We start from the raw sequence: 24,580 nt of genomic DNA, 5'->3' as shown, positions 1-24,580 counted from the left end.
CCACGCACCACCCCACGCAAGGACGCAAGAGGAATGCCTCAGACGAAGAAGTCGACGCTCGTGCTCGTCGCCGAGCGCGCGGGGGTCTCCATCGCCTCGGTGAGCCGGGTGATGAACGGGCTGCCCGCCTCCGAGCAGGTCGTCGAGCGCGTGCGCAAGGCGGCCGACGAGCTCGGCTACGCCCCCAACGCCACCGCCCGCTCGCTCAAGGCGGGCAAGACCGAGCAGATCGCGCTCGCCGTCGCCGACGTCGGCAACCCGGTCTACGTGGGGATGATGCACGAGATCTCCCGCGTGGTCACGAAGGCGGGCTACCGGCTGGTGCTGTCGTCGACGGGCTCCGACCCGCAGGATCAGATCGACCTCCTCACCGCGCTCAACCGCGGCTTCGCCGACGGCCTCATCCTCAGCCCACTCCGCGTCACCGAGCAGCTGGGCGAGAAGCTGGCCGACAGCCGCCTTCCCATCGTGATCATCGGATCGGTGCCGCCCGGCGTCGAGCTCGACAACGTCCGCGCCGACTCCGCCATGGGCATGGGACTCGCCGTGCAGCACCTCGTCGACCAGGGGCGCGAGCGCATCGCGCTGGTCAACGGTCCGCTCGACACCGTCCCCGGCGCCGCGCGTCTCGGCGGATACCTCCGCGCCCTCGAGGCGCACGGCCTGCCCGCGAACCCCGAGGCGCAGGTCGCCGCGAAGGACTTCACCTACCGCGCCGGTCTCAAGGCGGCGGTCCGGCTGCTCGACCAGTGCACGCCGGATGCCGTGATCTGCGCCAACGACCTCCTCGCCATCGCGGTGCAGAAGGTCGTGACGAGCCGTGGGCTGCGCATCCCCGACGACATCGCCATCGTCGGCATGGACGACACCGAGCTCGCCGAGCTGGCGCAGCCGGCCATCACCAGCGTCGACCTCGGCTCCGTGACGCGTGCCAAGACCGCGGCACGCCTGCTGCTGCGCCGCCTCGACGACCCGCAGGCGCCCATCGAGCAGGTCGTCATCGAGCCGAGCCTCACCGTGCGCGCGTCGAGCGTCTCCGGAGCGAGGGAGTCAGGACTGTGACCACCACCATCCGCGAGACATCCTCCCCGGCGACGACATCGACGGGGAAGGACACCAAGCCCCCGAAGCGCCGCCGCAACCGCGGCTACGCCGGCAGCGGGCGCGACGCCTGGCTGCTCGTGCTCCCCGCGCTCATCCCCGTCGCCGCGTTCAGCGTCTACCCGCTGGTGCAGGGCATCCTGCTCGGCTTCACGGATGCGAAGGCCGGCCTCAACCAGGTCGTCACCTTCAACGGGATCGACAACTACACGGAGCTGCTCGGCAACGAGCTGTTCTGGAACTCGTTCCGGATCGGCCTGGTGTGGGCGTTCGGCGTCACCATCCTGCAGTTCCTGGCCTCACTCGGACTGGCGCTGCTGCTGAACCTCGACCTGAAGCTGCGCTGGCTCGCCCGCACGCTCGCGCTCGTGCCGTGGGCGATGCCCCCGGTGATCATCGCGATCATGTGGCGGCTCATGCTCAACCCGACGTACGGCCCGATCAACGGCGCCATGGAGGCGGTGGGGCTGCCGGGCGACATCAACTGGCTCGGCGACTTCTCCACCGCTCTCCCCGCCGTCATCGTCGTGGGCGTCTGGGCGGGCATGCCGCAGACCACCATCACGCTGCTGGCGGGCCTGCAGAACGTCTCGGCCGACCTCCACGAGGCCGCCTCCATCGACGGGGCCAACACGTTGCAGCGGTTCTGGCACATCACCCTGCCGGCGCTGCGCCCGGTGATCGTCGCGATCACCACGCTCGACCTGATCTGGAACTTCAACTCCTTCGCGCTGGTCTACGTGCTCACCGCCGGCGGGCCGGGCGGCCAGACGATGCTGCCCACGCTCTTCGCCTACAACGAGGCGTTCCGGTACGGCAACTTCGGCTACGCCGCCGCGATGGGCAACGTCATGGTCGTGGTCATCGCCGCGTTCCTGTTCTTCTACCTCCGCAGTCAGGCGAGGAGCCGACTCTCATGACCCAGGCAGTCGCATCCGTCCCGCGCCAGCGGCGTCCGTTCCGCGTCGCGCGCCCGTTCCAGTACCTCGCGCTCGCGGGATACATCGTCTTCCTCGGCTTCCCCCTGCTGTTCCTGCTCACCACGGCGTTCAAGACGCCGCAGGAGCTGCAGTCGCCGAACCCGACGTTCCTGCCGACGACGTTCAACTTCGACAACTTCGCGGCGGCGATCGAGAAGGCGAACCTCATCCACGCGGCAGGCAACAGCCTCTTCGTGGCGGTCTTCACCACCGTCATCGTGACGCTGATCTCGCTGCCGGCGGCCTACGCGCTGGCGCGGTTCAAGACGAAGCTGCGCGGGGTGGCGACCGGCTGGATCCTGCTCAGCCAGGTCTTCCCGTTCATCCTCATCATCATCCCGCTGTTCCTCGTGCTGAAGCAGATCGGCCTGATCAACAACCTCTTCGGGCTCGTGCTGGTCTACACCGTCTGGTCGCTGCCGTTCGCCCTGTGGATGCTGCAGGGCTACGTCGCGGGGATCCCGGCCGAGCTCGAGGAGGCCGGTGCGATGGACGGGGCGTCCCGCATCCGCATCCTGCGCTCGATCGTGCTGCCGCTCCTCGGCCCTGGTCTCGTGGCGACGAGCCTGTTCACGTTCATCTCGTCGTGGAACGAGTTCTTCTTCGCGCTCGTCCTCATCCAGGACCCGAACCTGCAGACGCTTCCCCTCACTCTCGCCCGCTTCGTGGGCGCGGAGGGGCAGGTGCAGCTCGGACAGCTCGCCGCCGCCTCGCTGCTGGCCACCATCCCCAGCCTCGCGTTCTTCGCCCTGATCCAGCGCCGGCTCACGTCCGGCCTGATGAGCGGCGCAGTCAAGGGCTGACCGCCCGATCAACCCCACACCCAAGCACCACACAGTCAAGGAGACATCATGAAGAGAAAGGCAGTGCTCGGCATCGGCGCCGTAGCCATCGCCGGGCTGCTCGGAGGCTGCGCCTTCGGCGGCAGCGGGACCTCGAGCGGCGGTTCGACGCCCGACGGCCCCGTCACGCTCACCTTCCAGAGCCTCGCGTACCAGGACTCCACCGTGGCGGCGACGAAGGAGATCGTCGACTCGTGGAACGCCGACCACCCCGACATCCAGGTGAACCTCACGCAGGGCAGCTGGGACAACGTGCACGACCAGCTGGTCACGCAGTTCCAGGGCGGCACCGCGCCCGACATCATCCACGACGAGTCGAGCGACATCATGGGCTTCGCGAACCAGGGCTACCTGGCCGACCTCAGCCCGTACCTCTCCGACGACGTCAAGAGCGCCGTCAGCGACGACGTGTGGGACACCGTGACCACCTCCGACGGCAAGATCGTGGCGGCGCCCACGCTGCTGCAGACCTACGTGGTGTTCGCCAACAAGGATGCGTTCGCCGCCGCCGGCGTCGACCTCCCGTCGGGTGACCAGCTCACCTGGGACGAGCTCGCCGCCGACGCGAAGAAGCTCACCGCGAACGGCAACTACGGCGTGGGTTGGGGCCTCAAGCAGCCCACCGCGGCCGTGATGAACACCTCGCTCGGCTTCGACGGCACGTTCTTCGACGTGAAGGACGACGGCTCGGCCACCATCGACGTCGGCGACGACGAGCTCGCGGTGCCGGAGGCCATCCACGCGATGGCGTACGACGACAGCTCGCTCGACCCGGTGACGCTGACCCAGTCGGGGTCGGATGTGCTCCCCGGCTTCCTCGGCGGCAAGTACGCCATGTACGTGGGCGGCAACTTCCTCGCTCAGCAGATCGGCGAGTCGGCTCCTGCGGGCTTCAACTGGACCGTGCTGCCTCCCCTCGCCGGCTCGGCCGGACCGGTGCAGGCGGCGAACCCGCAGACCGTGTCCGTCTCGGCGCAGAGCAAGTACCCGGAGCAGGCCACGGAGTTCATCGACTACTTCATGAACGCCGACAACCAGGCCAAGCTCGCGCAGGGCGACTGGCTGATCCCCACGTCGGCTCCCGCCCGCGACCTGGTCGCGCAGCAGACCGGCGCCGACTCGGTGTGGGTCCCGATCCTCAAGACCGGTGAGCAGCTCAAGGGTGCACCGTTCCAGAAGGCGACGAACTACCCGCAGTGGAAGGACCAGTACGCCACCCCGGGTCTGCAGCAGTACTTCTCGAACTCGATCGGCCTCGACCAGTTGAAGCAGCAGCTGACCGACGGCTGGTCCTCGATCGGCTGACGCCCCGCGCGTCAGCGTCGAACCGCGCGGCGGGGCCAAGCGACCCAGCGCCCCGCCGCGCATCCACTCATCTCATTCAAGGAGAACGGCTTCAGATGGACCTGCTCGACGACAAGGCGACCGGCGCCCTCGCCGGCGCCGCCGTGGGCGATGCTCTCGGCGGGGCGGCGGAGGGGAACACCCCCGAGGTGATCCAGCAGCGCTACGGCGGATTCATCGAGGGCATCGTGCCCCCGTTCAACGCCGACTGGCGTCACGCCCGACCGATCGCGCCGTACCACAAGGGCGACGGGCACATCACCGACGACACCCTCATGACGACGGCGCTCGTCGAGGTCTACGACACGCTCCGCGACCACCTCGACGCCTACGCGATCGCCGACCACCTGGTGCCCCTCCTCATCGGCGAGACCCGGTGGATCCCGGAGCTCGAGACCGAGACCATCCTGCTGCAGCGCCTGTTCCTGGCCGAGAAGTGGCTGGTGGCGAGGCTGCACTACGGCCACATCGACCCGCGCGAGGCGGGCGTGGGCAACATCGTCAACTGCGGCGCGACCATGTACATGGCGCCCGTCGGCATCGCCAACGCCGGATCCCCGTCGGGCGCGTACGCCGAGGCGATCGACATCGCCGGCGCCCACCAGTCGAGCTACGGCCGCGAGGCCGCCGGAGTGTACGCGGCGTGCGTCGCCGAGGCGATGCGCCCCGGAGCGTCGGTCTCGTCGGTGATCGACGTGGCGCTCTCGTTCGCGAAGGACGGCACCCGCGACGCGATCGAGGCCGTCACCTCGGCCGCCTCGGGACTCGGCGGCGACTGGCGGTCGGCCCTCGCGCCGCTGCGCGAGTCGGTCATCCCGTTCGACACCGTCGGCCCCGACTACCGGGCCCCGGCGCGCGACGCCCGCATCCCGTCGCGCACGAAGTCGATCGAGGAGCTCCCGATCGCCCTGGGCATGCTCGTCGTCTCGGGCGGCGACTACCGCGAGGCGGTGCTCGGCTCGGTGAACTACGGCCGCGACTCCGACTCGATCGCCGTCATGGCCGGCTCGATCGCGGGTGCGCTCGGCGGCGCGGCCGTCGTCCCCACCGAGTGGTCCGACGAGATCAGCGCGGCCAGCCGGCTCGACGTCACCGCCTCCGGCGCCGTCATGGCCTCGGTCGCGCGCGACGTGTGGGAGAAGGACCGCGCCCGCCTCGACCAGCGCGCGGGGCTCTTCGGCGCCCTCGCCGGAGCCGCCTAGGATGCTGCGCCTGAGCTGGACCCAGCCCGAGGACCTCGTGCCGCACGCGCTCGCCGCGGCACGGCTCGACGGCGTCGAGGTCGACGACCTCGCCCGCGACTGGGACGCGGCGGGCGGATCGCTCATCGCCCCCGTGAGCGGGGCGACGCCCGAGCCCGCCTCCGAGGAGCTCCGTGCCCGCGGGCGAGCGCTGCTCGACAGCATCGACCAGCGGGCCGTGCCGGATGCGCTGCGTCTCGCCGAGCCCGACGACCTCGACACGATCCTCGACCTCGCCTCTCCGGCCCCGTCGCTGCCCGCCGTCGAGGCGGGGGCGCTGACGGACCGCATCCACGGCGCCTGGCTCGGCCGCGCCGCCGGCTGCCTGCTCGGAAAGCCCGTCGAGAAGATCCCGCGTGAGGGCATCCGCGCGATCGCGCAGTCGACCGGCAACTGGCCGATCTCGTCGTACTTCACCGAGCAGGGGCTCGACCCCGACATCGCCGCTCGCTACCCGTGGAACCGGCGCAGCCGCCCGACGAGCCTCGTCGAGAACATCGACGGCATGCCCGAGGACGACGACCTCAACTTCCCGCTCATCGCGCTCGACCTCCTCGAGCGTCTGGGCGTCGGCTTCACCACCGACGACGTCGCGCTCTCGTGGCTGGCGAACCTCCCCGGCGGGCGCGTGTTCACCGCAGAGCGCATCGCGTACCGCAACCTGCTCGACGGCTACGAGCCGGAGATCGCGGGGGCGGTGCGCAACCCGTTCCGAGACTGGATCGGCGCGCAGATCCGCACCGACGTCTACGGCTGGGCCCATCCGGGCGACCCGGTCGGCGCGGCGCGCCTCGCCGCGGTCGACGCGCGGCTGAGCCACGGGCGCAACGGACTCTACGGAGCCCTCTTCGCGGCGGCCGCCTGCGCCGCCGCCGTGACCGCGACCGGGATCGGTGACGTCGTCGCCACGGGGCTCTCGGTGGTGCCGGCGGACTCGCGCTTCGCCGCGGCCGTGCGCCTGGGCGCCGAGCTCGGCGCCGGCCCGCTCGACGCCGAGGAGGCGCTCGACCGGGTGCACGCGGAGTACGGGCACCTCCACTGGGTGCACGTGCTGAACAACGCGGCTGTGCTCGCCTTCGCGCTCGTGCGCGGAGACGGCGACTACGAGCGCACCATCACCACCGCCGTCTCGGGCGGCTGGGATACCGACTCGGTGGGCGCGACCGCGGGATCGATCGCGGGCGCGCTCCTCGGCGCCTCCGCCCTGCCCGAGACCTGGATCGGACCGCTGCACAACCGCCTCGCGTCGAGCGTGCCGGGCTTCGACGGCATCGGCTTCGACGAGCTCGCCCGCCGCACGGTGACGATCGCGCAGCGATCTCTCGCGGATGCGGATGCGGATGAAGGCGCGAGCGCCGCGACGGAGGTGCGCGCATGAGCGACTCGACCCCGATCGACGTCGACGAGGCCGCCACCAACCTGCTCAACCCGCTGGTGCCGCGGCCCATCGACCTCCCGACCGAACTGCCTCTCGAGGGCGACCTCCCGTCGGAGACGGGCGACATCGCCAAGGTGTTCGCCGCCCCCGGCGACCCGGCCCTCTGGCCGGCCTGGCGCGCCGCGCTCCACCGCTGGCGCGACGACGCCGTGGTGCGACTGGCGGACGACGGCGCGGTCTACGACCGGCCCGAGACGCGATGGACGCAGACCTGCTTCAGCGTCGCGCTGGTGTGGCTCTGGGATGAGCGGCTCTTCGATCGCGCCGCCGGACGCTTCGACGTGGCGGGCTTCTTAGCCCGCACCGCCGACCACGGCGGATTCGACGGCGTCGTCCTCTGGCACGCCTACCCGGTGATCGGCATCGATGACCGCAACCAGTTCGACTTCTACCGCGACGTGCCTGGGCTCGCCGACGTCGTCGCCGAGTTCCACGAGCACGGCGTGCGCGTCTTCATCGACTACAACCCGTGGGACACCGGCACGCGTCGCGCGCCCCACGACGACGCCGAGGAGCTGGCCCTGGTGGCCGGTGAGCTCGGGGTCGACGGGGTCTTCCTCGACACGATGAAGGAGGGCGACTCGCGGCTGGTCTCCACGCTGCTGGGCGCGCATCCGCCCCTGGTGCTCGAGGGTGAGTCGAGGGTGCCCAACCAGCGTGTGGTCGACCACCAGCTCAGCTGGGCGCAGTGGTTCGCCGACTCCGACGCCCCCGGCGTCATGCGCGCGCACTGGCTGGAGCGCCGTCACATGATGCACTCCACCCGCCGCTGGAACCGCGACCACTCCGATGAGCTGCAGTCCGCCTTCATGAACGGCACCGGCATGCTCGTCTGGGACACCGTCTTCGGGGTCTGGGTGGGCTGGAACGAACGCGACAGGGCGGCCCTGCGGCGGATGCTGCGCATCCAGCGAGCCGCATCGGCGCTGCTGATCGAGGGCGACTGGACGCCGCTGGCCGACGCCACCCCGGAGGCTCTCGCGGCGGGCGTGCACGTCTCGCGGTTCGACGGCCGGGGAGCGCTCGAGGGCGTCACCCTGTGGACCGTGGTGAACCGGGGCGACGATGACGTGGCCCTTCCCGTGCTCGTGCCGTTCGCGGACGACGCCGGAGCGGCCGAGCCGGCGTCTCGGGTGTTCGCCGACGTGGGATCCGGGCGTCGCCTCGGCGACGCGGACCGGGTCGGCGACGCCGACGGCGTTCGCGACGCGCTGGTCCTGCACGTGCCCGCCCGCGGCCTCACCGCCGTGGTCGGCGTCGCCGCCGGGACGGACGAGCCCGAGTGGCTCGAGCCGCTCGTCGCCGCAGCCGCCGCCGACGCCGCCGAGAGCGACGCGACCTTCCCCGAGCGTCGCGCGGAGCGCATCCGTGCCGCCCACTCGGGCCTTCCTGCGCCCGCCGACGCCTCGGTCGTGCGGGTCGCCGCCGCGGAGGTGGAGCTGCCGCTGACGCACCGCCGCCGCGAGACCGGCATGTACCAGGGCGCGCCCTACGTGGAGGAGTGGAAGCCGCTGCCGCCGCGCCTGCACGACGACCGCGCCGAGACCGTCGTTGCGACGGTGGCCGAGGTCGACGTGGCGGTGCTCGAGGTGTCGAACGCGGAGTACGCCGCGTTCCTCGCCGCGACCGGCTACCAGCCGCGGGACGCATCCCGCTGGCTGCCGGGCTGGATCGGCGGTCGACCCGTCGCGGGCACCGAGGATCAGCCGGTCGTGTCGATCGACCTCGAGGATGCGCGGGCCTACGCGGCCTGGGTCGGTGGACGGCTGCCCACCGAGCACGAGTGGCAGGTGGCCGCGGGACTGCCCGGCTTCGAGCGGAGGACACCCCTGGTGTGGAACTGGACCGAGAGCGAGCACAGCGACGGCGTCACACGATTCGTGATGCTCAAGGGCGGCAGCGACCACGTCTCGACCGGGTCGGACTGGTACACCGACGGCGGACCCCGCGAGCCGTCGTTCAGCCTGAAGCTGCTGCTCGCCGGGCTCGGCGTCGACCGCTCGCCGAGCATCGGCTTCCGCGTGGCGTGGGACGCGTCGTGAGCGCGGCCGAGGGTCCGGCGCAGGGCGCGGGGCCGAGCGCGGCACCGCTCGACGGCATCCGCGTGCTCGACGTGTCGACGCTGTTCGCCGGACCACTGGCGGCGACGTTCCTCGGCGACTTCGGCGCCGACGTCATCAAGGTCGAGCATCCGCGGAAGCCCGACGCGGCCCGCGGGCACGGCCCCGCGAAGGACGGCGTCAACCTGTGGTGGAAGACGCTCGGGCGCAACAAGCGCACCGTGACGATCGACCTCGGGACGCCCGCGGGCGCCGAGCTGCTGCTCGCGCTGGTGGCGGAGGCCGACGTGCTCGTCGAGAACTTCCGCCCGGGCACGCTCGAGCGCTGGGGACTCGGTCCGGAGGCGCTGCACGCCGCCAATCCGCGGCTCGTCATCGCCCGCGTCACCGCGTTCGGCCAGGTCGGTCCGTACTCGTCGCGGCCGGGCTTCGGCAGCCTCGCCGAGGCGATGAGCGGATTCGCGGCCCTCACCGGCGAGCCGGACGGCCCGCCGACGCTGCCGCCGTTCGGGCTGGCTGATGGCATCGCCGCGCTCGCCACGGCGTACGCGGTGATGGTCGCGCTGCGGGGCGTCGAGTCGACCGGGCACGGCCAGGTCGTCGACATGGCGATCATCGAGCCCATCCTCATGCTGCTGGGCGGGCAGATCACCGCCTACGACCAGCTCGGCCTCGTGCAGCCCCGCACCGGCAACCGGTCGGTGAACAACGCGCCCCGGAACGTCTACCGCACGGGGTCGGGCGAGTGGGTCGCGGTGTCGACGAGCTCGCAGTCGATCGCCGAGCGCGTGATGCGCCTGGTCGGACGCCCCGACGTCGTCGACGAGCCCTGGTTCGCGACGGGGCACAGCCGCGCCGAGCACGCCGACGAGCTCGACTCGGCCGTCGCCGCGTGGATCGCGGCCCGCTCCACCGACGAGGTCGTCGACGAGTTCGAGCGGGCACAGGCCGCGATCTCGCGCGTCTACGACGTGCGCGGGGTGCTCTCCGATCCGCAGTACCAGGCGATCGGCACCGTGCAGACGGTGGAGGACGACGAGCTCGGCGCCCTCAAGATGCAGAACGTGCTCTTCCGGCTCTCCGAGACCCCGGGGGCGATCCGCTGGACCGGGCGACGCCACGGCGCCGACACCGAGTCGGTGCTCGGATCGATCGGCGTCTCGCCCGAGCGGATCGCGGAACTCCGAGAGCGGGGCGTCGTATGAGCGCCGCAGCGCCGCTCGTCACCGGACTGTACGTCCCCGGCGACCGGCCCGACCGCTTCGCGAAGGCGGTCGCCTCGGCGGCGGACCTCGTCATCCTCGACCTCGAGGATGCGGTGCGACCCGAGGCCAAGGCCACCGCCCGCGATGCGGTCGTGGCCTGGCTCGGCTCGGCGGAGGGCCGGGAGGCGAGCGAGCGCGCGGTGCTGCAGGTGCGGGTGAACGAGGGCTCTTCCGACGACCTTGCGGCTCTCGCATCCCTCGCGGCGCGTGCCGCGGTCTCGCGGCCCGCGGCCGCCGGCTCCGCGGCCGTCGGCTCCGATCCGGTTCGCCCGGCGTTCGAGGTCCGGCTGCCCAAGGTCGAGACCGTCGACGACCTCGACCGCGTCGCGGCGGCGCTCCCCGGCGTGCCGGTCACCGCGCTCGTGGAGAGCGCCCGCGGCCTCGAGGCCGCCGCGACGCTGGCCGCGCATCCGTCCGTCGCCCGGCTCGCCCTCGGCGAGTCCGACCTCGCCAGTGAGCTCGGCAGCCGCGCCGACGCCGTGCTCGATCACGCCCGCATCCGCCTGCTCATCGCCGCCAAGGCCCACGGGCTGCCCGCGCCGATGCTCTCGGCCTACCCCGCCCTCCGCGATCTCGACGGCCTCCGCCGCGACACCGAGCGAGGGCGGGCGCTCGGCGCCGAGGGACGGGTGGCGGTGCATCCGTCGCAGCTGCCCGTCATCCGCCAGGTGTTCGCGCCTGCGGACGGCGAGGTGGCGTGGGCCCACGCCGTGCTCACGGCCCTCGACGAGACGGGCGGTGGCGTCGCCACCCTCGCCGACGGCGAGATGGTCGACCCCGCCATGCGCGGCCGGGCCGAGGGCATCCTCGCCCGAGCCGAGCGCGCCACCGACATCCCCTGACCACCCGCACCACCGCACCACCTCGAGAGGAGTTCACGACGATGTGGACCACGACCCTCCGGACCGCCGCCCTCGGCGCGGCGGCCGGCCTGCTCACGGCGCTCGCCGTCCCGTTCGGCGCGGCCGCCGCATCCGCCGCCGTTCCTGCGGCCGCCGCATCCGCCGCCGTTCCTGCGGCCGCCGCATCCGCCGCCGTTCCTGCGGCCACCGCATCCGCCGCCGTTCCTGCGGCCGCCGCTCCCGCCGCCGCTCCCGCGGGGCAGCTCGTGCCCGGCGAGGTCGAGAGCTCGGCGATCGGCGGGCCGATCGACTACACCGTGTACCTCCCGCCGGGATACGACGGCTCGGGGCGGACGCGGTACCCGAGCGCCTACCTGCTGCACGGTCGCGGCGACACCCAGGCGGCATGGCAGCAGATGGCGCCCGTGCTCGACGAGATGATCGCCGACGGCACCGTGCCGCCCATGATCGTGGTGATGCCCGACGCGCCGTGGAGCAACCGCGGCGGCTACTACGTCGACTCGCAGTACACCGGGTCCGACCCGTCGACGACGCCGGGCGCCGCCGTCGAGACGGCGTTCACGACCGACCTCGTGCAGCACGTCGATGCCACCCTGCCCACCATCGACGACCGCTCCGCGCGGGTGGTCGGCGGCTACTCGATGGGTGGAGCGGGCGCCCTGCGCTACGCGCTCGTGCATCAGGACCTCTTCGGCCAGGCGCTCGTGCTGAGCCCGGCCGTCTACGTGCCCTCGACCCCGGTCGACTCGTCGACCCGCGAGTTCGGGGCGTACGGCGTGGGCGACCAGCTCTACGACGAGGCGCGCTACCAGGAGCTCAACTACCCGGCGGCGCTCGAGGCCTTCGACCCGGCGCTGCCCGTGCACCTCTTCATCGCGGTCGGTGACGACGAGTACGTCAACCCCGATCCGGCGGATGCGATCCACGACCTCGACTACGAGGCCGCCACCCTCTACAACAAGGCCAAGCGGGTGCCCGGCATCACCGCCGAGATGCGCACCTACGACGGCGGCCACGACTGGGGTGTGTGGGAGCGCGGGTTCCGCGAGGGGATGGCCGACATCGCCACGCACCTCGCCACCGAGCCGCCCGCACCGTTCGAGGGGATCCAGGTCGGGTCGGCGCGCGACGACTTCGCGGGCGGTGTGCTCGGATACCCCGACGGCTCGGTCGTGCAGGCCGTCGCGGCGGGCGGCGACGCGCTCGGCGTCACCTCGGCCGGCGGCACCGACATCCTCGTGCAGCGCCTCGGCGCCGACGGACAGACGCAGTGGACCACCCCGATCGCCTCGCCGCTCAACGAGCGGAGCTACGGCGTCGTCGACGGCGGCGACGGAGCGGTCATCGTGGGCGGCTACCAGCGCATCGACCACTCGGGCGCGCAGAACGACGACATGCTCGCGGTGAAGCTCTCGGCCGACGGCGACGTGCTCTGGACCGCCACGGTCGGCGACTCGGGGGCCGCCGACCGCGCCTACGGCGTCGCCTCCGACGGCCGGGGCGGTGCGTACCTCGCCGGGTACACCTCGGGCTCGGTCGCCGGCATCGCGTCCGCGGGAGACAAGGACGCCCTCGTCGCGCACGTCGACGCCTCCGGGGCCGTGACGTGGGCGACGCAGTTCGGCTCCTCCGGCGAGGACAAGGGCTTCGGGGTCGCCGTGCTCGCCTCGGGCGACGTCGCCGTCTGCGGCACCGCGGGCGGCACCCTGCCCGGCGCCGCGGCGAGCTCGGGCGGCTACGACGGCTGGGTGGCGGTGCTCACCCCGGAAGGAGAGGTGTCGACGCTGACCCAGCTCGGCAGCACCTCCACCGACCAGGTGTCGGCCATCGGCGCGCTGCCCGACGGCGGCTTCCTCGCGGCGGGCTGGGCCGGTGGCGAGGTCGCCGGATCGGCGGCGCCGTCGGCCGGGGGAGTCGACGTGCTGCTCGCCGGATTCGACGCCTCGGGCGCCGAGCGCTGGCGCACGCTCTGGGGCAGTGCCGGCGACGACCGGGCCTCTGCGGTGGTCGTCGGGTCGGGGTCGGTGCTCGTCGCCGGAGCCACGTCGGGTGCCCTCGGCGCACCGGCCGGCGGCATGGACGCGTTCGCCGTGCCGGTCGACGCCTCGGGCGCGGTCGGCGCCGTCGCGCAGCTCGGCAGCCCGCAGCGCGACGCCGCCGATGAGTACGACGAGACGAACCTCGTCGCCTCCGCCGGGCCGTCGGGCCGAGCGTGGCTGCAGGGCGTCACGTACGGAGCCGTCGACGGCGCGGCCTCGGCGGGTGGGGCCGATGTGTTCCTCACCTCGGTTCCGTTCGCCGACTCGGTCGCGCCCGGTGAGGGCGGCGAGCCCGGTGCGGGCGTGGGCGGTGCGCCCGGCGGTGCGGGCTCGGCGGGTGGTGCCGGCGGCGCTCCGCTCGGCGCGGGCGCGGGCCTCCTCGGCGCGACCGGGTCCGACGCCGCGCGCATCGCGGCGCTGGCCGCGCTCGCGCTGCTCGTCGGCACGGGCGTCGTGCTCCTCCGTCTCCGGCGCACGTCGCTGCGGAGGTGAGCGTGAGAGCGCTCTCACCGTACGCGGCGAGAGGATGGATGGCCGCGCTATAGTCGCATCCGGCCCCTCGATCGGGCCGACCACCCCACGACGGAAGCGACCGTGACCGACCACGCCCCGACGAGCAGCACCGCGCGTGCGCTGCGGCCCGACATCCAGGGGCTCCGCGCGCTCGCGGTCGTCGCTGTGATCCTCGATCACGCGATCGGGTGGCCGCTCGGCGGCTTCGTCGGAGTCGACGTGTTCTTCGTCATCAGCGGCTTCCTCATCACGGGGCTGCTGCTGCGCGACTTGGAGCGGACCGGGCGGGTGTCGTTCCGCGACTTCTATGCGAAGCGGATGCGGCGCATCCTGCCGGCGGCCCTCGTCGTGCTCGCGGTCACCGCCGGGGTCGGGTTCGTGGTGTTCAACGTCACCCGGGCCTGGCAGACGGTGTGGGATGCGGTGTACTCCCTCGTCTTCGTGGCGAACTGGCGCTTCGCGGCGCAGGGGACCGACTACTTCCACGCGTCCGACGCGGTGTCGCCGCTGCAGCACTTCTGGTCGCTGTCGGTCGAGGAGCAGTTCTACCTCGTGTGGCCTGGGCTCGTGATGCTGCTGCTCCTCCTGCTGCCGGCGGCGCTGCGACGCGGGGCGCCTGCGTCTGCTTCTGCGTCCGGGGCTGGGTCGGCGTCGGCACGTGCGTCGGTGTCGGCTTCGCGGATGCGGGCGGTGCGGATCGTGGTCGGCGTCGCGGCGGCGATCGTGGTCGCCGCGTCGTTCGGATGGGCTGTGGTGCAGACGGGCTCCGACCCCACGGTCGCGTACTTCTCGACGCTCACCCGCGCGTGGGAGCTCGCCCTCGGGGCCGTGCTCGCCGCCGCTCTGCCGCTCTTGCTGCGTCTGCCGTCGGTGCTGCGCGCGGTGCTCGGCTGGGTGGGGCTCGCGGGGATCGTCGCGTCGTTCTTCGTGATCGACGGCGGATCCACCCCGTTCCCCGGCCCGGGCGCGGCGCTGCCGGTGGTGGCGACCGCGGTGCTCATCGCGGGAGGCGTCGGAGGCGGACGGCAGCGGCACCTCTTCCCGCTCACGAACCCCGTCTCGGTGTTCGTCGGCGACATGTCGTACTCGCTGTACCTGTGGCACTTCCCGGTGATCGTCTTCTTCGCCGTACTGCTGCCCACCCCCGGCCCGACCACGACCGGCATCGTGCTCGCCACCATCGGCGCGCTCGCCCTGGTGTCGTACTTCCTCGTCGAGCAGCCGCTCCACCGCTCGCCGCTCCTCCGCTCGTTCCGCGTGGCGGCGCCCGGCGACCCGGAGCAGTCGCCACCGCCGGATGCGCGGGATGGCGCGTCCTCGGGTGCGGGCGGCGGCGCGGGTCGCACGGGCACCCGCTACGGCTCGGGAAGCGCAGCGGCTCGGACGGGCACCAGGTACGGCTCGGCCGCCTCGCCCGCGGTGTCCGCGAGGCCGGCCGGTCGCGGGTCCACCGGCGCCTCCGCGCCGGCCGTCCCCTCGACGAGCGCCGGCAGCGACGAGGGTGCTGCTCCGAACACGGGCACCCGCTACGGCGGCGGCGCCGCCACCACCCGGCCGGCGGGCTGGACCCCGGGCTCGCTCTACAGCCCCGCCTCTGCGCAGCGCCTCCGCCCGGGCAACCCCCGCGCTGCCGCGCGCCCCACCGCCGCCCGCCCCGCCGGTGAGGGTCCCGCGGGCAGTGCTGCCGCGGCGGGTGCGACCTCCGCGGGTGCCGCTCCCTCTGCGGGTTCCGCCGCCGCGGGTGCGGCTGCGGCTGCCGCGGGTGCCAGTCCCGCAGGTGCCCCGCCGCGCCCCCACACGGACCCCGCTGCTCGCGCCTCGGAGGCCGCGCCGCGCGCGGGTGATGCGGGCCGACCCCCGTCGTCCGCATCCGACGCGACCACCGCCCTCGCGCGCGAGTCAGCGACCGCATCGGCCACCTCCGGCGCGACCGCTGCATCCACGACCGACGTGACCACCGCATCCGCCAGCGCCGCCGCCACCACCCCTCCCACTCCGCCGGCGCGGGTGCGCACGCCGGCGGAGGCGCGCGCGGCGCGGCGCGCGGCGTGGGGCGCGTGGCGCGAGCGCTTCGGCACGCAGTTCCTCCTCTCGGGCAGCGGGCTCGTGGTGGTCGTGGTGCTGCTCGCCCTCGTGCTGCAGTTCACCGTGCGCGGCGGCGCCCCGCTCGCGCAGTTCGACTTCGGCGGCGGGGGAGCGGACACCCCGAGCGACTCGAGCCAGGTCGCCGACCCCACCCCGATCCTCCAGGGCGCCCTGCAGGAGGCCCTCGGCGCCACCGAGTGGCCGAACCTCACGCCCTCACTCGACCAGGTGATGTCGCGCACGTCGAGCGACAACCCCGCGCGCGCCTGCTTCGATCCGGGATCCACACCCGACTTCGGCCGCTGCACCTGGGGCAGCGGATCGGCGCCGAACCACATGTACCTCGTCGGTGACTCCACCGCGATGGCGTACGCGCCCGCGTTCAAGAAGCTCGCCGAGCAGAGCGGCGGACAGTGGCGCATCACCACCATCGGGATGTACGGGTGCCGTTTCACCGACGTGCTCGTGAAGAACGACGGCGCCGGGGTGATGGACTCCTGCCCCCAGCGCAAGGCCGATGTCGCGGCGCGGATCAGCGCCGACGCGCCGCAGCTCGTCGTCGTCTCGAACGCCTATGCTCTCGGCAACGCCGCGTCCGGGTCGCCGCTGTCCGCCTCCGCCCTCATCGCGTCGACGGCCAAGGAGATGTCGAAGTACAACGTGCCCGGCCGCATCGTCTACCTCGCGCCGCCTCCGCTCGGGGCCGACCTCGGCACCTGCTACTCGCCCGTGACAGGCCCGTCGGCGTGCGCGGTCGCCGTCGATGGCGCGTGGCACGACTTCGAGAACGCCGCGGAGTCGACGGCCGCCGCCTCCGGCGACCACGCGATCAGCTCGCTGCCGTTCAGCTGCTGGAACGAGATGTGCCCCGCCTTCGCCGGCACGCTCCCCATGAAGTACGACGAGACGCACCTCACCGTCGCGTTCTCCGAGTCGCTGAGCGCGATCCTCCGCTACGACTTCGCCTCACTCGGCCTCATGTAGCCCGCGCGCCACTCCGTTTCGTTCCGAATATCGCTAAGCTGCTTAGTGATACGTCGACCGAACGATTGGAGCAGCCGTGGCGAAGCGGGTCGGATGGGTGCTGCGGGTCTTCCTGCCCGCGGTCGTGATCGTGGTGTGGCTCGTCGCCGCGAGCTTCGGCGGCCCGACGTTCGGCAAGCTGTCGGAGGTCTCGACCAACGACCAGGCGTCGTTCCTCCCGGCGAGCGCCGAGTCGACCGAGGCCGGCGAATGGCAGCAGCGGTTCAGCGACTCCGACGCGATCCCCGCCGTCGTCGTGCTCTCGAGCGCCGACGGCAGCGTGCTCGACCAGCAGACGCTGGGTGAGCTCGCGACGCTGACCACCACCATCGGCGGCGTCGAGGGCGTCGCCCCCGCGGGGGAGGAGGCGACCGTCGCCGGGCCCATCCCCTCCGAGGACGGGGTCGCCGTGGAGTTCATCGTGCCGATCGCCGACAGCGAGCACGTCGACGTCGTCGTCGCCTCGATGCGAACGGCACTCACGGATGCGGTCCCCTCCGGCATCGACGTCTACGTCACCGGGCCGGCCGGCCTCACTGCCGACCTGGTCGGCGCCTTCGGCGGCATCGACGGGATCCTGCTGCTCGTCGCCGTGGGAGCCGTGTTCGTCATCCTGCTCATCGTCTACCGCGCGATCATCCTGCCGTTCCTCGTGCTCTTCACATCGGTCTTCGCGCTCACCGCCGCCATCCTGCTGGTCTACGCCTTCGCGAGCTGGGGGTGGATCACGCTGAACGGGCAGAGCCAGGGCATCCTGTCGATCCTCGTCATCGGCGCCGCCACCGACTACTCGCTGCTGCTCGTCGCGCGCTATCGGGAGGCGCTGCAGTCCGAACGCAGCCCAGTCGCCGCGATGAAGCGCGCCTGGCGCGCGGCGATCGAACCCATCGCCGCGTCCGCCGCGACCGTCGTGCTCGCGCTCCTGTGCCTGCTGTTCAGCGACCTCAACTCCAACCGGAGCCTCGGTCCGATCGCCGCCATCGGCATCGTCTTCTCGTTCCTCGCCGCGGTCACGCTGCTGCCGGCGCTCCTCGTGCTGTTCGGTCGCGTGGGCTTCTGGCCGTTCGCGCCGAAGCTCGCCGCACCGCACGAGCATGCCGCGGCATCCGGAGCGGGGGCGGCCGCGGTCGGCGCCGCCCCCGCCCCCGCTCGGGATGCCGCGGCCGCTGGCTCGGCTCCCGCCGCACCCGCGGTCGCCGGGTCACCCGAGTTCGTCGGCGCCTCCGCGCATCCCGGCCGCCATGTGCACGCGGCCCACGCCGCCACGCCGGCCGGGGCGACCGGGCTCGAGGGCGCAAGCGCGCTCTGGCGCCGCGTGGGCGGACTCGTCGCGCGCCGACCCCGCTGGACCTGGCTCGTCTCCGCGCTGCTGCTCGCCGCCGCGTGCCTCGGGCTCCTGCAGCTCCGCGCGAACGGGATCGCCCAGACCGACGTGGTGCTCGGCGCCTCGAACGCCCGCGACGGTCAGCAGGTCGCAGCGGAGCACTTCCCGGCGGGCTCGGGCAGCCCCGTCATCGTGATCGCCGACCAGTCCGACGCCGACGCCGTGCTCGCCGCCGTCACTGCCACGGACGGCGTCGACAGCGCCTCCCTCTACGCCGGGAACGTCCGGCCCGGCACAGAGGCGCAGCCCGTGGTCGTCGACGGCCGCGTCATGATCGAGGCCGTCCTCTCCGTGGAGGCCGACTCGCTCGAGGCGGAGGACGTGGTCCGTTCGCTCCGATCCGACCTGCCCTCCGTCGATCCGGGCGTGCTCGTCGGCGGTCCGACCGCGGTCGACCTCGACACGAACACCACAGCCCAGGCCGACCTCGTGAAGATCATCCCGATCGTGCTCGCCGTGATCCTCGTCATCCTGATCCTGCTGCTCAGGGCGGTCGTGGCTCCGCTCATCCTCATCGGCAGCGTGATCCTGTCGTACGCCGTGACTCTCGGCGTCTCCGCGCTGGTCTTCAACCACATCCTCGGGTTCCCGGGGGCGGATGCGTCGGTGCCGCTGTTCGGGTTCGTCTTCCTCGTGGCGTTGGGGGTCGACTACAACATCTTCCTCATGACGCGCGTGCGGGAGGAGTCGCTCGCGATCGGCACCCGGCCGGGGATCCTCCGCGGGCTGTCGATGACGGGCGGGGTGATCACGTCGGCCGGGATCGTGCTCGCGGCGACGTTCGCGGCGCTCGCGGTGATCCCCATCCTGTTCCTGGTGCAGATCGCGTTCATCGTGGCGTTCGGCGTGCTGCTCGACACCGTGATCGTGCGCTCGCTGCTCGTGCCCGCGCTCTCGTACGACATCGGGCGCGCGATCTGGTGGCCGTCGAAGCTCGCCCGGAGCGGGCCGACGGCGCGCTGAGGCCCGCCGTCGGTGCAGCCGCTGCGCCCTTCCGTCCGACCCTCCCGCTCGGGCTCGGAAGCGCGTAGCGTGACGGACAGATGGACGAGATCATCCTCACTCCGGAGAGCTCCTCGGTGCGGGCGATCGCCTACTCGAAGGCGACCCGCGAGTTGATGGTGCGCTTCGAATCGGGCACGTACTACTACCTCGAGGTGCCGGCGCGGGTCTGGCGCGAGTTCAAGGCCGCCGAGTCGAAGGGCGGGTTCGTCAACGACGTGCTGAAGCCCCTGTTCGACGTCCGCAGCTCGCAGGCCTAACGCTTCGCGCGCACCGGATGGGCGACGCTCATCACGGAATACGGAGAAGCCCCGCGGTATTCGCGGGGCTTCGCCGTATTCCGTGATGAAGAGCGGAGCTCAGTCGTCGGCGACCGTGATGGTGACGTCGATGTTGCCGCGGGTGGCGTTGGAGTAGGGGCACACCTGGTGCGCCGCGTCGGCGAGCTGCTGCGCGGCGTCGTGGTCGAGCCCAGGGAGGACGACCTCGAGCAGCACGGCGAGCTGGAAGCCGCCTTCGCCGTTGGGGCCGATCTGCACGCGGCCGCCGACGCTGGAGTCGTCGACCTTGATCTTCTGCGCACGCGCGACGGACTGCAGCGCCGAGTGGAAGCAGGCGGCGTAGCCCGCGGCGAAGAGCTGCTCGGGGTTCGAGCCGGCGCCCGATCCGCCCATCTCCTTCGGCACGGCCATGTCGAGGTCGAGCGTGCCGTCGGAGGTGGCGACGTGTCCGTTGCGGCCGGCTCCGGTCGAGAGCGCTTCTGCGGTGTAGAGGACGTCCATGTGTATCCCTTTCGTGGGTGGGGTGGTCGGGTCGGTGAAGTCGGGTGTCAGGACGGGCGGCGAGCGTCGGCAGCGGCCGCGCGCATGCCGGTGGCCAAGCCCTGGAGCGACGCGATCAGCGCCTCGAGCTCGTCGGCCGACGCGACCCCGTAGGCGGGCGCGAGGCAGCCGATCGCCTCGGTGAGCTCGGCGTGCGCGGTGCGGCCCGCGTCGGTGAGGGCGACGTCGACGAGGCGCTCGTCGCCGGCGGAGCGCTGACGCGTGAGGAGTCCGCGGCGCTCGAGGCGACGGACCAGCGGCGAGAGCGTGCCCGAGTCGAGGCTCAGACGGTCGCCGAGATCGCGCATCGGCAGCCCCTCGCCGGCGTCGGCGAGCAGCACGAGCACGAGGTACTGCGTGTACGTGAGGTCCCAGGGCGCGAGCACGGCACGGTGCGCCTGCACGGTCGCGTTCGCCGCCGAGTAGACGGCGAAGCAGAGCATGCTGTCGAGGGGGGATGCCGTGGTCTCGGTCACGATTCGACTGTACGCCATTCAATTGCGCACAACCTAATTCGGAGGTGACGCCCAGCCAGGGATCGCGGATCCGTGGATGAGCGGTGCCTTCACGCACCTCCGGACCCGCGCGAGGGTGGAGACATGACAGACGCCATCACCGCTCCCGCTCCCGCCCGCATCGCCCTCATCACGGGCGGCAACCGCGGCCTCGGTCGTTCCGCGGCGCTCGCTCTCACCGAGCGTGGCACCGACGTGATCCTCACCTATCGCTCGAACGAGGACGAGGCCCACGCCGTCGTCGCCGAGATCGAGGCTCTCGGTCGGAGGGCTGCCGCACTGCGGCTCGACACCACCGAGGTCGACACCTTCCCCGCGTTCGTCGAGGCCGTCCGCTCGACGGTCACCTCATGGGGGGGCGAGACCCTCGACCATCTCGTGAACAACGCCGGTCTCACCGCCGAGGGCTCGATCGCCGACGCCACCGTCGCGGATGCGCAGCTGCTGTTCGACGTGCACTTCAAGGGCGTCTTCTTCCTCACTCAGGCGCTGCTCCCCGTGATCGCCGACGGCGGCTCGATCGTCAACCTCTCGACCGGGCTCGCTCGCTTCGTGGGCGCGCCGACCTACGCGGTCTACGCGTCGATGAAGGGCGCGGTCGAGGTGCTCACCCGGTACCTCGCGAAGGAGCTCGGGGCTCGCGGCATCCGCGTGAACGTGGTCGCGCCCGGGCCGGTGATGACCGATTTCGCGGGTGGCTACATCCGCGCGAGCGCGGAGGCGCAGCAGCAGCTCGGCGGCGCGACAGCGCTCGGCCGGGTCGGCGAGCCGGAGGACATCGGCCCCGTGATCGCCGCCGTGCTGTCCGACTCGATGCACTGGGTCACGGCGCAGCGCATCGAGGCCTCGGGTGGCACCCTCCTCTGAGCCGCTCGTGCGGCCTTTCGGTGGCGGTGGCCGTCGAAAGGTACGGCGAGAGCGAACATGAGCCGAATAGCGCGCCGTGTCTGCTCTCGCCGTACCTTTTCGCGGGCATCGGCCGTCGGAGGGGCGATGATGCGGTGTTCGCGCGGTCGCGAGAGCATGAGCGTCGATGGGGCGGCCCGACGTCGGCGGCGGGTGGGCGGCTGAGCCGACTCCGGAGGTTCGGCTGTCGTGGAGCCGACTCCGGAGCTTCGGCGGCGTGTCTGACCGGAAGTCCGGAGTCGCCCCCGGGGCGGGGTGCGGCCGGCCCGGGTGACTCCGGACACTCGGCCGCCTCCAGGCGGGGCGGCGGGGCGGGCGCGCGGGCGTAGAGTGTGGCCACGGGCGCCGCGCGGGGAGCGGACGGCGGCCGGCTCGGACGAGGAGCAGCAGTGGTCGCTCAGCTGGAGGCGGTCTTCCGCGCATTCGACGAGGTCACGCGCGCCACGGCGGAGGAGCGCGACGAGCTCGAGGGCTTGCGCGACGGGGTGGTCGCGACGCTGCTCGACTCGGGTGCGATCGTGTCGGCCGTCGATGCCGGCTCGTACCGCCGCGGCACGGAGGTGGGCGGCTCGAGCCATTGGGACGTGGTCGCCGTCCTCGCCCCGGCCCGCCGCGTCTCGCTCGCGCAAGCACTCGACGCCCTCCGCGACGCGATCGCCGTGGCCGTGCCCGACGTCGTCCCGGTGAACGGCGCCGCGACCGCCGCCGGAGCGACCGTCGTGGCCGGCGCCGACTCCCTCCTCGTCCGCCGGAGCTCGTCCGACGCGACCGGGGTGCGCCTCATCCCGGCGATCGAATCGGGCACGCGTGCCGCATCCGACACCGTGCTGCTCCCCGACGCGGCGCGGCGCTGGGTCGCCGCCCGGCCCGCCGCCCGCGACGCGCTGTTCGACCGGATCGACGCCGACGGCTCGCTCCGGCGCCTCGTCCGCCTCGTGCTCGCCTGGAAGCACCGGTTCGCGGTGCCCCTCTCGTCGTACTGGCTCGAGACCGCGGTGCTGCGGCAGGCGCTCCAGCAGCGCAGCTTCGATCCGCTCTGGGATCTCTGCTGGATCTTCGAGCAGGCCGTCGACGACGACCTGTCGGCGATCCCCGATCCGACCAGCCCGAGCGGCCGGCAGCCGGTGCGCCCGGCGCCCACGCTGGCTCGGCGGATCGAGCTGCAGTACGTCGTCGAGGCCGCCGCTCGCCGCGTGCGAGACGCGGTGAACGCGTACCTCGACGACGACACGGAGGCGGTGACCTCGGCGCTACGGGACGTCCTCGGGCAGGACATCCCACCCGTCACGGTCTGAGCGGCACCCCGCGCCCGAGTCCGCTGCTCGGTTGCCGATGGGGCACGAACGCGTCGACTCGCCGGGCGATGATGCGGCACAAACACATGCGGCGCATACACTGCATGCGTCGGCAGGGCTGGGGAGCGGGTCGCATCCACGAAGGGGTCCGCCATGACCGGTCCACACGCCCATCGACAACGCTCATCGTCTCTGAGGGCGGCGACATCCGTCCTCGCCGCCGCGGCCACCGCGGCCGCGCTGCTCCTCGCCGGCGCCCCCGGCGCGAACGCCGCCACCGGGCCGGGCCGCGCGCCCGACATCTCCGACCCGATCGCCCTGCTCGCCGCGCTCGCACCCGACCTCGCCGCCCAGACGAGCTCCTCCGGGCTCGGCGTCCAGGATCCCGCGACCTTCTCCGTCACCCTCCCCGGCGACTCCCGCGGTGAGATCGGCCTGCGGCCGACCGTGACCGAGGGATCCGGCCAGGCCACGAGCATCCGCCTCGCCGACCAGGACGACACCGTCGTCGAGGGCCGCGTCCAGGGCGGCATCACCGTGTTCGACCAGGGTGCCTCCGCCACCTACGTGCAGCCCCTGGCGAGCGGGGTGCGCCTCCTCACCGCGTACGCCGACGCCTCCACCGGCGGAGATCGCGCCTTCGAGCTCGACCTGCCCGACGGCGCGACCGCCACCGCGCTGCCCACCGGCGACACCGTCGTCGCGGATGCGGAGGGCCGCTACATCGGATCGGTCCTGCAGCCCTGGGCCAAGGATGCGACCGGCCGCGACCTCCCCACGTCGTACTCGTGGGAGGGCGACGTCCTCACGCAGCACGTCGACCTCTCGGATGCGGTGTTCCCGGTGCTCGCCGATCCGACCTGGTACTACTCGTACGACTTCTGGGCCGGGCTGCCGGGCTACCACGCGAAGGTGCCCAAGACCGACGAGTCCACGGCCGTCGCGATGCTGCACAACTGCTTCAACTGCTACTTTCCGATCGGGAACGCGCCGCGGGCCTACCCGAACGACGGCGACATCATCAACCTCAACGCCAGTCCGTTCTCGTTCATCGTGCTGCCGGCTCCGGTCAAGGTGCAGACGGCGATGGGCGGCGCGCTGCAGTTCGTCGCGGCGCGAGGTCACTTCGACGGCGCCGGGTCGATGATCACGTTCTCCTGGTACAACGACGCGTCCGGATACCTGCACCTCTACGTGCACGCCATGGTGCTCCGCGATCTCGGGACGGTCGTCAACGCCCACAACGCGCTGATCGCCGGAACGAACTGGCTCACCTTCTGGCAGAGGGTCGTCGATCGGGTCAGCCCCTCCGGAGGAGCGGGCGGCGTGTGACCTGGCCGATCCTGCTGACGCGCGCGCTGCTCATCCCCGTCGGGGCTCTGAGCGGCGCGCTCGTCGGCGCCGCCACCGGCGCTGACGCTGCGTTGCCCGATCCCTCCCTCAGCGCCGGCTCCTCCCCGGGCTACGTGCTGTTCGCTGCGGCGCTCGGCGCAGTGCCGGGTGGCGTACTCGGGTGCCTCATCGGGGGCCTGTGCACGGCACTCCTCTTCTTCGGAGAGCTCGTCCCGGGTGTCCGCTCCCGTCGGCCCAGGCAGGCCGCCGTAGTGGCCTGGGGTGTCGGAGTGTGGGCGATCGCGACTCTGGGGGTGCTGGGCGTGATGCTCCTCGTATCGGGTGCCGTACCGATCACCTACCAGGCACCGCCGGCGGAGGCCGCGGCGGCGCAGTGGGGGCAGCCTCTGGCGCTGTCCGCGGTCGCCGCCGTGCTTCTCGCGGTCGGCATCGCGGCCGAGCGGATCGTGGTGCTCCGCTTCGGTGCCCGGGAGAGGTGGATCCCCGGTCCCTTGATGCCGTGACGGCGGT

The 24,580-nt window shown here is 72.5% G+C and carries 19 protein-coding genes; 17 read left to right on the top strand and 2 right to left on the bottom strand.

The features are described from left to right. Positions 1 to 33 precede the first annotated feature (33 nt). The 13 genes from ACFJGV_RS08085 (at position 34) to ACFJGV_RS08025 (ending at position 19,440) form a co-directional block, all read left to right on the top strand. Positions 34 to 1,062, top strand: coding sequence for a LacI family DNA-binding transcriptional regulator (locus tag ACFJGV_RS08085; RefSeq protein WP_378148180.1), 1,029 nt, complete (start codon positions 34 to 36; stop codon positions 1,060 to 1,062). Then, complete coding sequence (locus ACFJGV_RS08080) at positions 1,059 to 2,021, top strand: carbohydrate ABC transporter permease (protein WP_378148179.1); 963 nt, start codon at positions 1,059 to 1,061, stop codon at positions 2,019 to 2,021. The genes ACFJGV_RS08085 and ACFJGV_RS08080 overlap by 4 nt, the downstream gene beginning before the upstream one ends. Then, positions 2,018 to 2,884: a carbohydrate ABC transporter permease gene (locus ACFJGV_RS08075; protein ID WP_378148178.1), complete on the top strand. Its 867-nt coding sequence runs from the start codon at positions 2,018 to 2,020 to the stop codon at positions 2,882 to 2,884. Before ACFJGV_RS08080 ends, ACFJGV_RS08075 begins: the two co-directional genes overlap by 4 nt. A gap of 48 nt (positions 2,885 to 2,932) precedes the next feature. Then, entirely contained in the window at positions 2,933 to 4,228 is a 1,296-nt protein-coding gene (locus ACFJGV_RS08070; RefSeq protein ID WP_378148177.1) for an ABC transporter substrate-binding protein, read from the top strand. Between the two features lie 95 nt (positions 4,229 to 4,323). After that, positions 4,324 to 5,469 (top strand): ADP-ribosylglycohydrolase family protein, encoded by a 1,146-nt coding sequence (locus tag ACFJGV_RS08065; protein ID WP_378148176.1) that lies wholly within the window; start codon positions 4,324 to 4,326, stop codon positions 5,467 to 5,469. 1 nt (position 5,470) lies between these two features. Beyond that, the gene (locus ACFJGV_RS08060) at positions 5,471 to 6,886 is read left to right on the top strand and encodes an ADP-ribosylglycohydrolase family protein (RefSeq protein ID WP_378148174.1); all 1,416 of its coding nucleotides are present in this window, start codon (positions 5,471 to 5,473) and stop codon (positions 6,884 to 6,886) included. Next, positions 6,883 to 8,988, top strand: coding sequence for an SUMF1/EgtB/PvdO family nonheme iron enzyme (locus tag ACFJGV_RS08055; protein WP_378148173.1), 2,106 nt, complete (start codon positions 6,883 to 6,885; stop codon positions 8,986 to 8,988). Before ACFJGV_RS08060 ends, ACFJGV_RS08055 begins: the two co-directional genes overlap by 4 nt. Further along, positions 8,985 to 10,211 carry a CaiB/BaiF CoA transferase family protein gene (locus tag ACFJGV_RS08050; protein WP_378148172.1) on the top strand — a complete coding sequence of 409 codons (1,227 nt, stop codon included), beginning with the start codon at positions 8,985 to 8,987 and terminating at the stop codon, positions 10,209 to 10,211. Before ACFJGV_RS08055 ends, ACFJGV_RS08050 begins: the two co-directional genes overlap by 4 nt. Further along, positions 10,208 to 11,113: an HpcH/HpaI aldolase/citrate lyase family protein gene (locus ACFJGV_RS08045; protein ID WP_378148170.1), complete on the top strand. Its 906-nt coding sequence runs from the start codon at positions 10,208 to 10,210 to the stop codon at positions 11,111 to 11,113. The genes ACFJGV_RS08050 and ACFJGV_RS08045 overlap by 4 nt, the downstream gene beginning before the upstream one ends. 41 nt (positions 11,114 to 11,154) lie before the next feature. Beyond that, on the top strand, positions 11,155 to 13,665 hold the full coding sequence (locus ACFJGV_RS08040) for an alpha/beta hydrolase-fold protein (RefSeq protein ID WP_378148169.1): 2,511 nt from the start codon (positions 11,155 to 11,157) through the stop codon (positions 13,663 to 13,665). A gap of 102 nt (positions 13,666 to 13,767) precedes the next feature. Then, the gene (locus tag ACFJGV_RS08035) at positions 13,768 to 16,755 is read left to right on the top strand and encodes an acyltransferase family protein (protein WP_378148167.1); all 2,988 of its coding nucleotides are present in this window, start codon (positions 13,768 to 13,770) and stop codon (positions 16,753 to 16,755) included. Between the two features lie 76 nt (positions 16,756 to 16,831). Further along, complete coding sequence (locus tag ACFJGV_RS08030; protein ID WP_378148166.1) at positions 16,832 to 19,141, top strand: MMPL family transporter; 2,310 nt, start codon at positions 16,832 to 16,834, stop codon at positions 19,139 to 19,141. Between the two features lie 80 nt (positions 19,142 to 19,221). Then, the gene (locus ACFJGV_RS08025) at positions 19,222 to 19,440 is read left to right on the top strand and encodes a KTSC domain-containing protein (protein ID WP_378148165.1); all 219 of its coding nucleotides are present in this window, start codon (positions 19,222 to 19,224) and stop codon (positions 19,438 to 19,440) included. Positions 19,441 to 19,539: 99 nt separating this feature from the next. On the opposite strand, the gene ACFJGV_RS08020 is transcribed toward ACFJGV_RS08025, so the two are convergent. Continuing rightward, positions 19,540 to 19,962, bottom strand: a complete 423-nt coding sequence (locus tag ACFJGV_RS08020; RefSeq protein WP_378148163.1) for an organic hydroperoxide resistance protein — start codon at positions 19,960 to 19,962, stop codon at positions 19,540 to 19,542. 47 nt (positions 19,963 to 20,009) lie between these two features. Further along, positions 20,010 to 20,477 (bottom strand): MarR family winged helix-turn-helix transcriptional regulator, encoded by a 468-nt coding sequence (locus tag ACFJGV_RS08015; RefSeq protein ID WP_378148161.1) that lies wholly within the window; start codon positions 20,475 to 20,477, stop codon positions 20,010 to 20,012. 123 nt (positions 20,478 to 20,600) lie between these two features. On the opposite strand from ACFJGV_RS08015, the gene ACFJGV_RS08010 reads away from it, so the two are divergent. From ACFJGV_RS08010 to ACFJGV_RS07995, 4 genes are all read left to right on the top strand, one after another. Beyond that, the gene (locus tag ACFJGV_RS08010; RefSeq protein ID WP_378148159.1) at positions 20,601 to 21,383 is read left to right on the top strand and encodes an SDR family NAD(P)-dependent oxidoreductase; all 783 of its coding nucleotides are present in this window, start codon (positions 20,601 to 20,603) and stop codon (positions 21,381 to 21,383) included. Between the two features lie 428 nt (positions 21,384 to 21,811). Next, positions 21,812 to 22,717, top strand: a complete 906-nt coding sequence (locus tag ACFJGV_RS08005) for a hypothetical protein (protein WP_378148158.1) — start codon at positions 21,812 to 21,814, stop codon at positions 22,715 to 22,717. Positions 22,718 to 22,870: 153 nt separating this feature from the next. After that, the gene (locus ACFJGV_RS08000) at positions 22,871 to 24,049 is read left to right on the top strand and encodes a hypothetical protein (protein WP_378148156.1); all 1,179 of its coding nucleotides are present in this window, start codon (positions 22,871 to 22,873) and stop codon (positions 24,047 to 24,049) included. Next, positions 24,046 to 24,573 (top strand): hypothetical protein, encoded by a 528-nt coding sequence (locus ACFJGV_RS07995; RefSeq protein ID WP_378148154.1) that lies wholly within the window; start codon positions 24,046 to 24,048, stop codon positions 24,571 to 24,573. Before ACFJGV_RS08000 ends, ACFJGV_RS07995 begins: the two co-directional genes overlap by 4 nt. Positions 24,574 to 24,580: the final 7 nt, after the last annotated feature.

It is taken from the genome of Cnuibacter sp. UC19_7, from assembly GCF_042699995.1.
Lineage (GTDB): Bacteria > Actinomycetota > Actinomycetes > Actinomycetales > Microbacteriaceae > Cnuibacter.
Note: the sequence above shows the minus strand (reverse complement) of the source record. Positions and strands in the feature narration are given on the sequence as shown.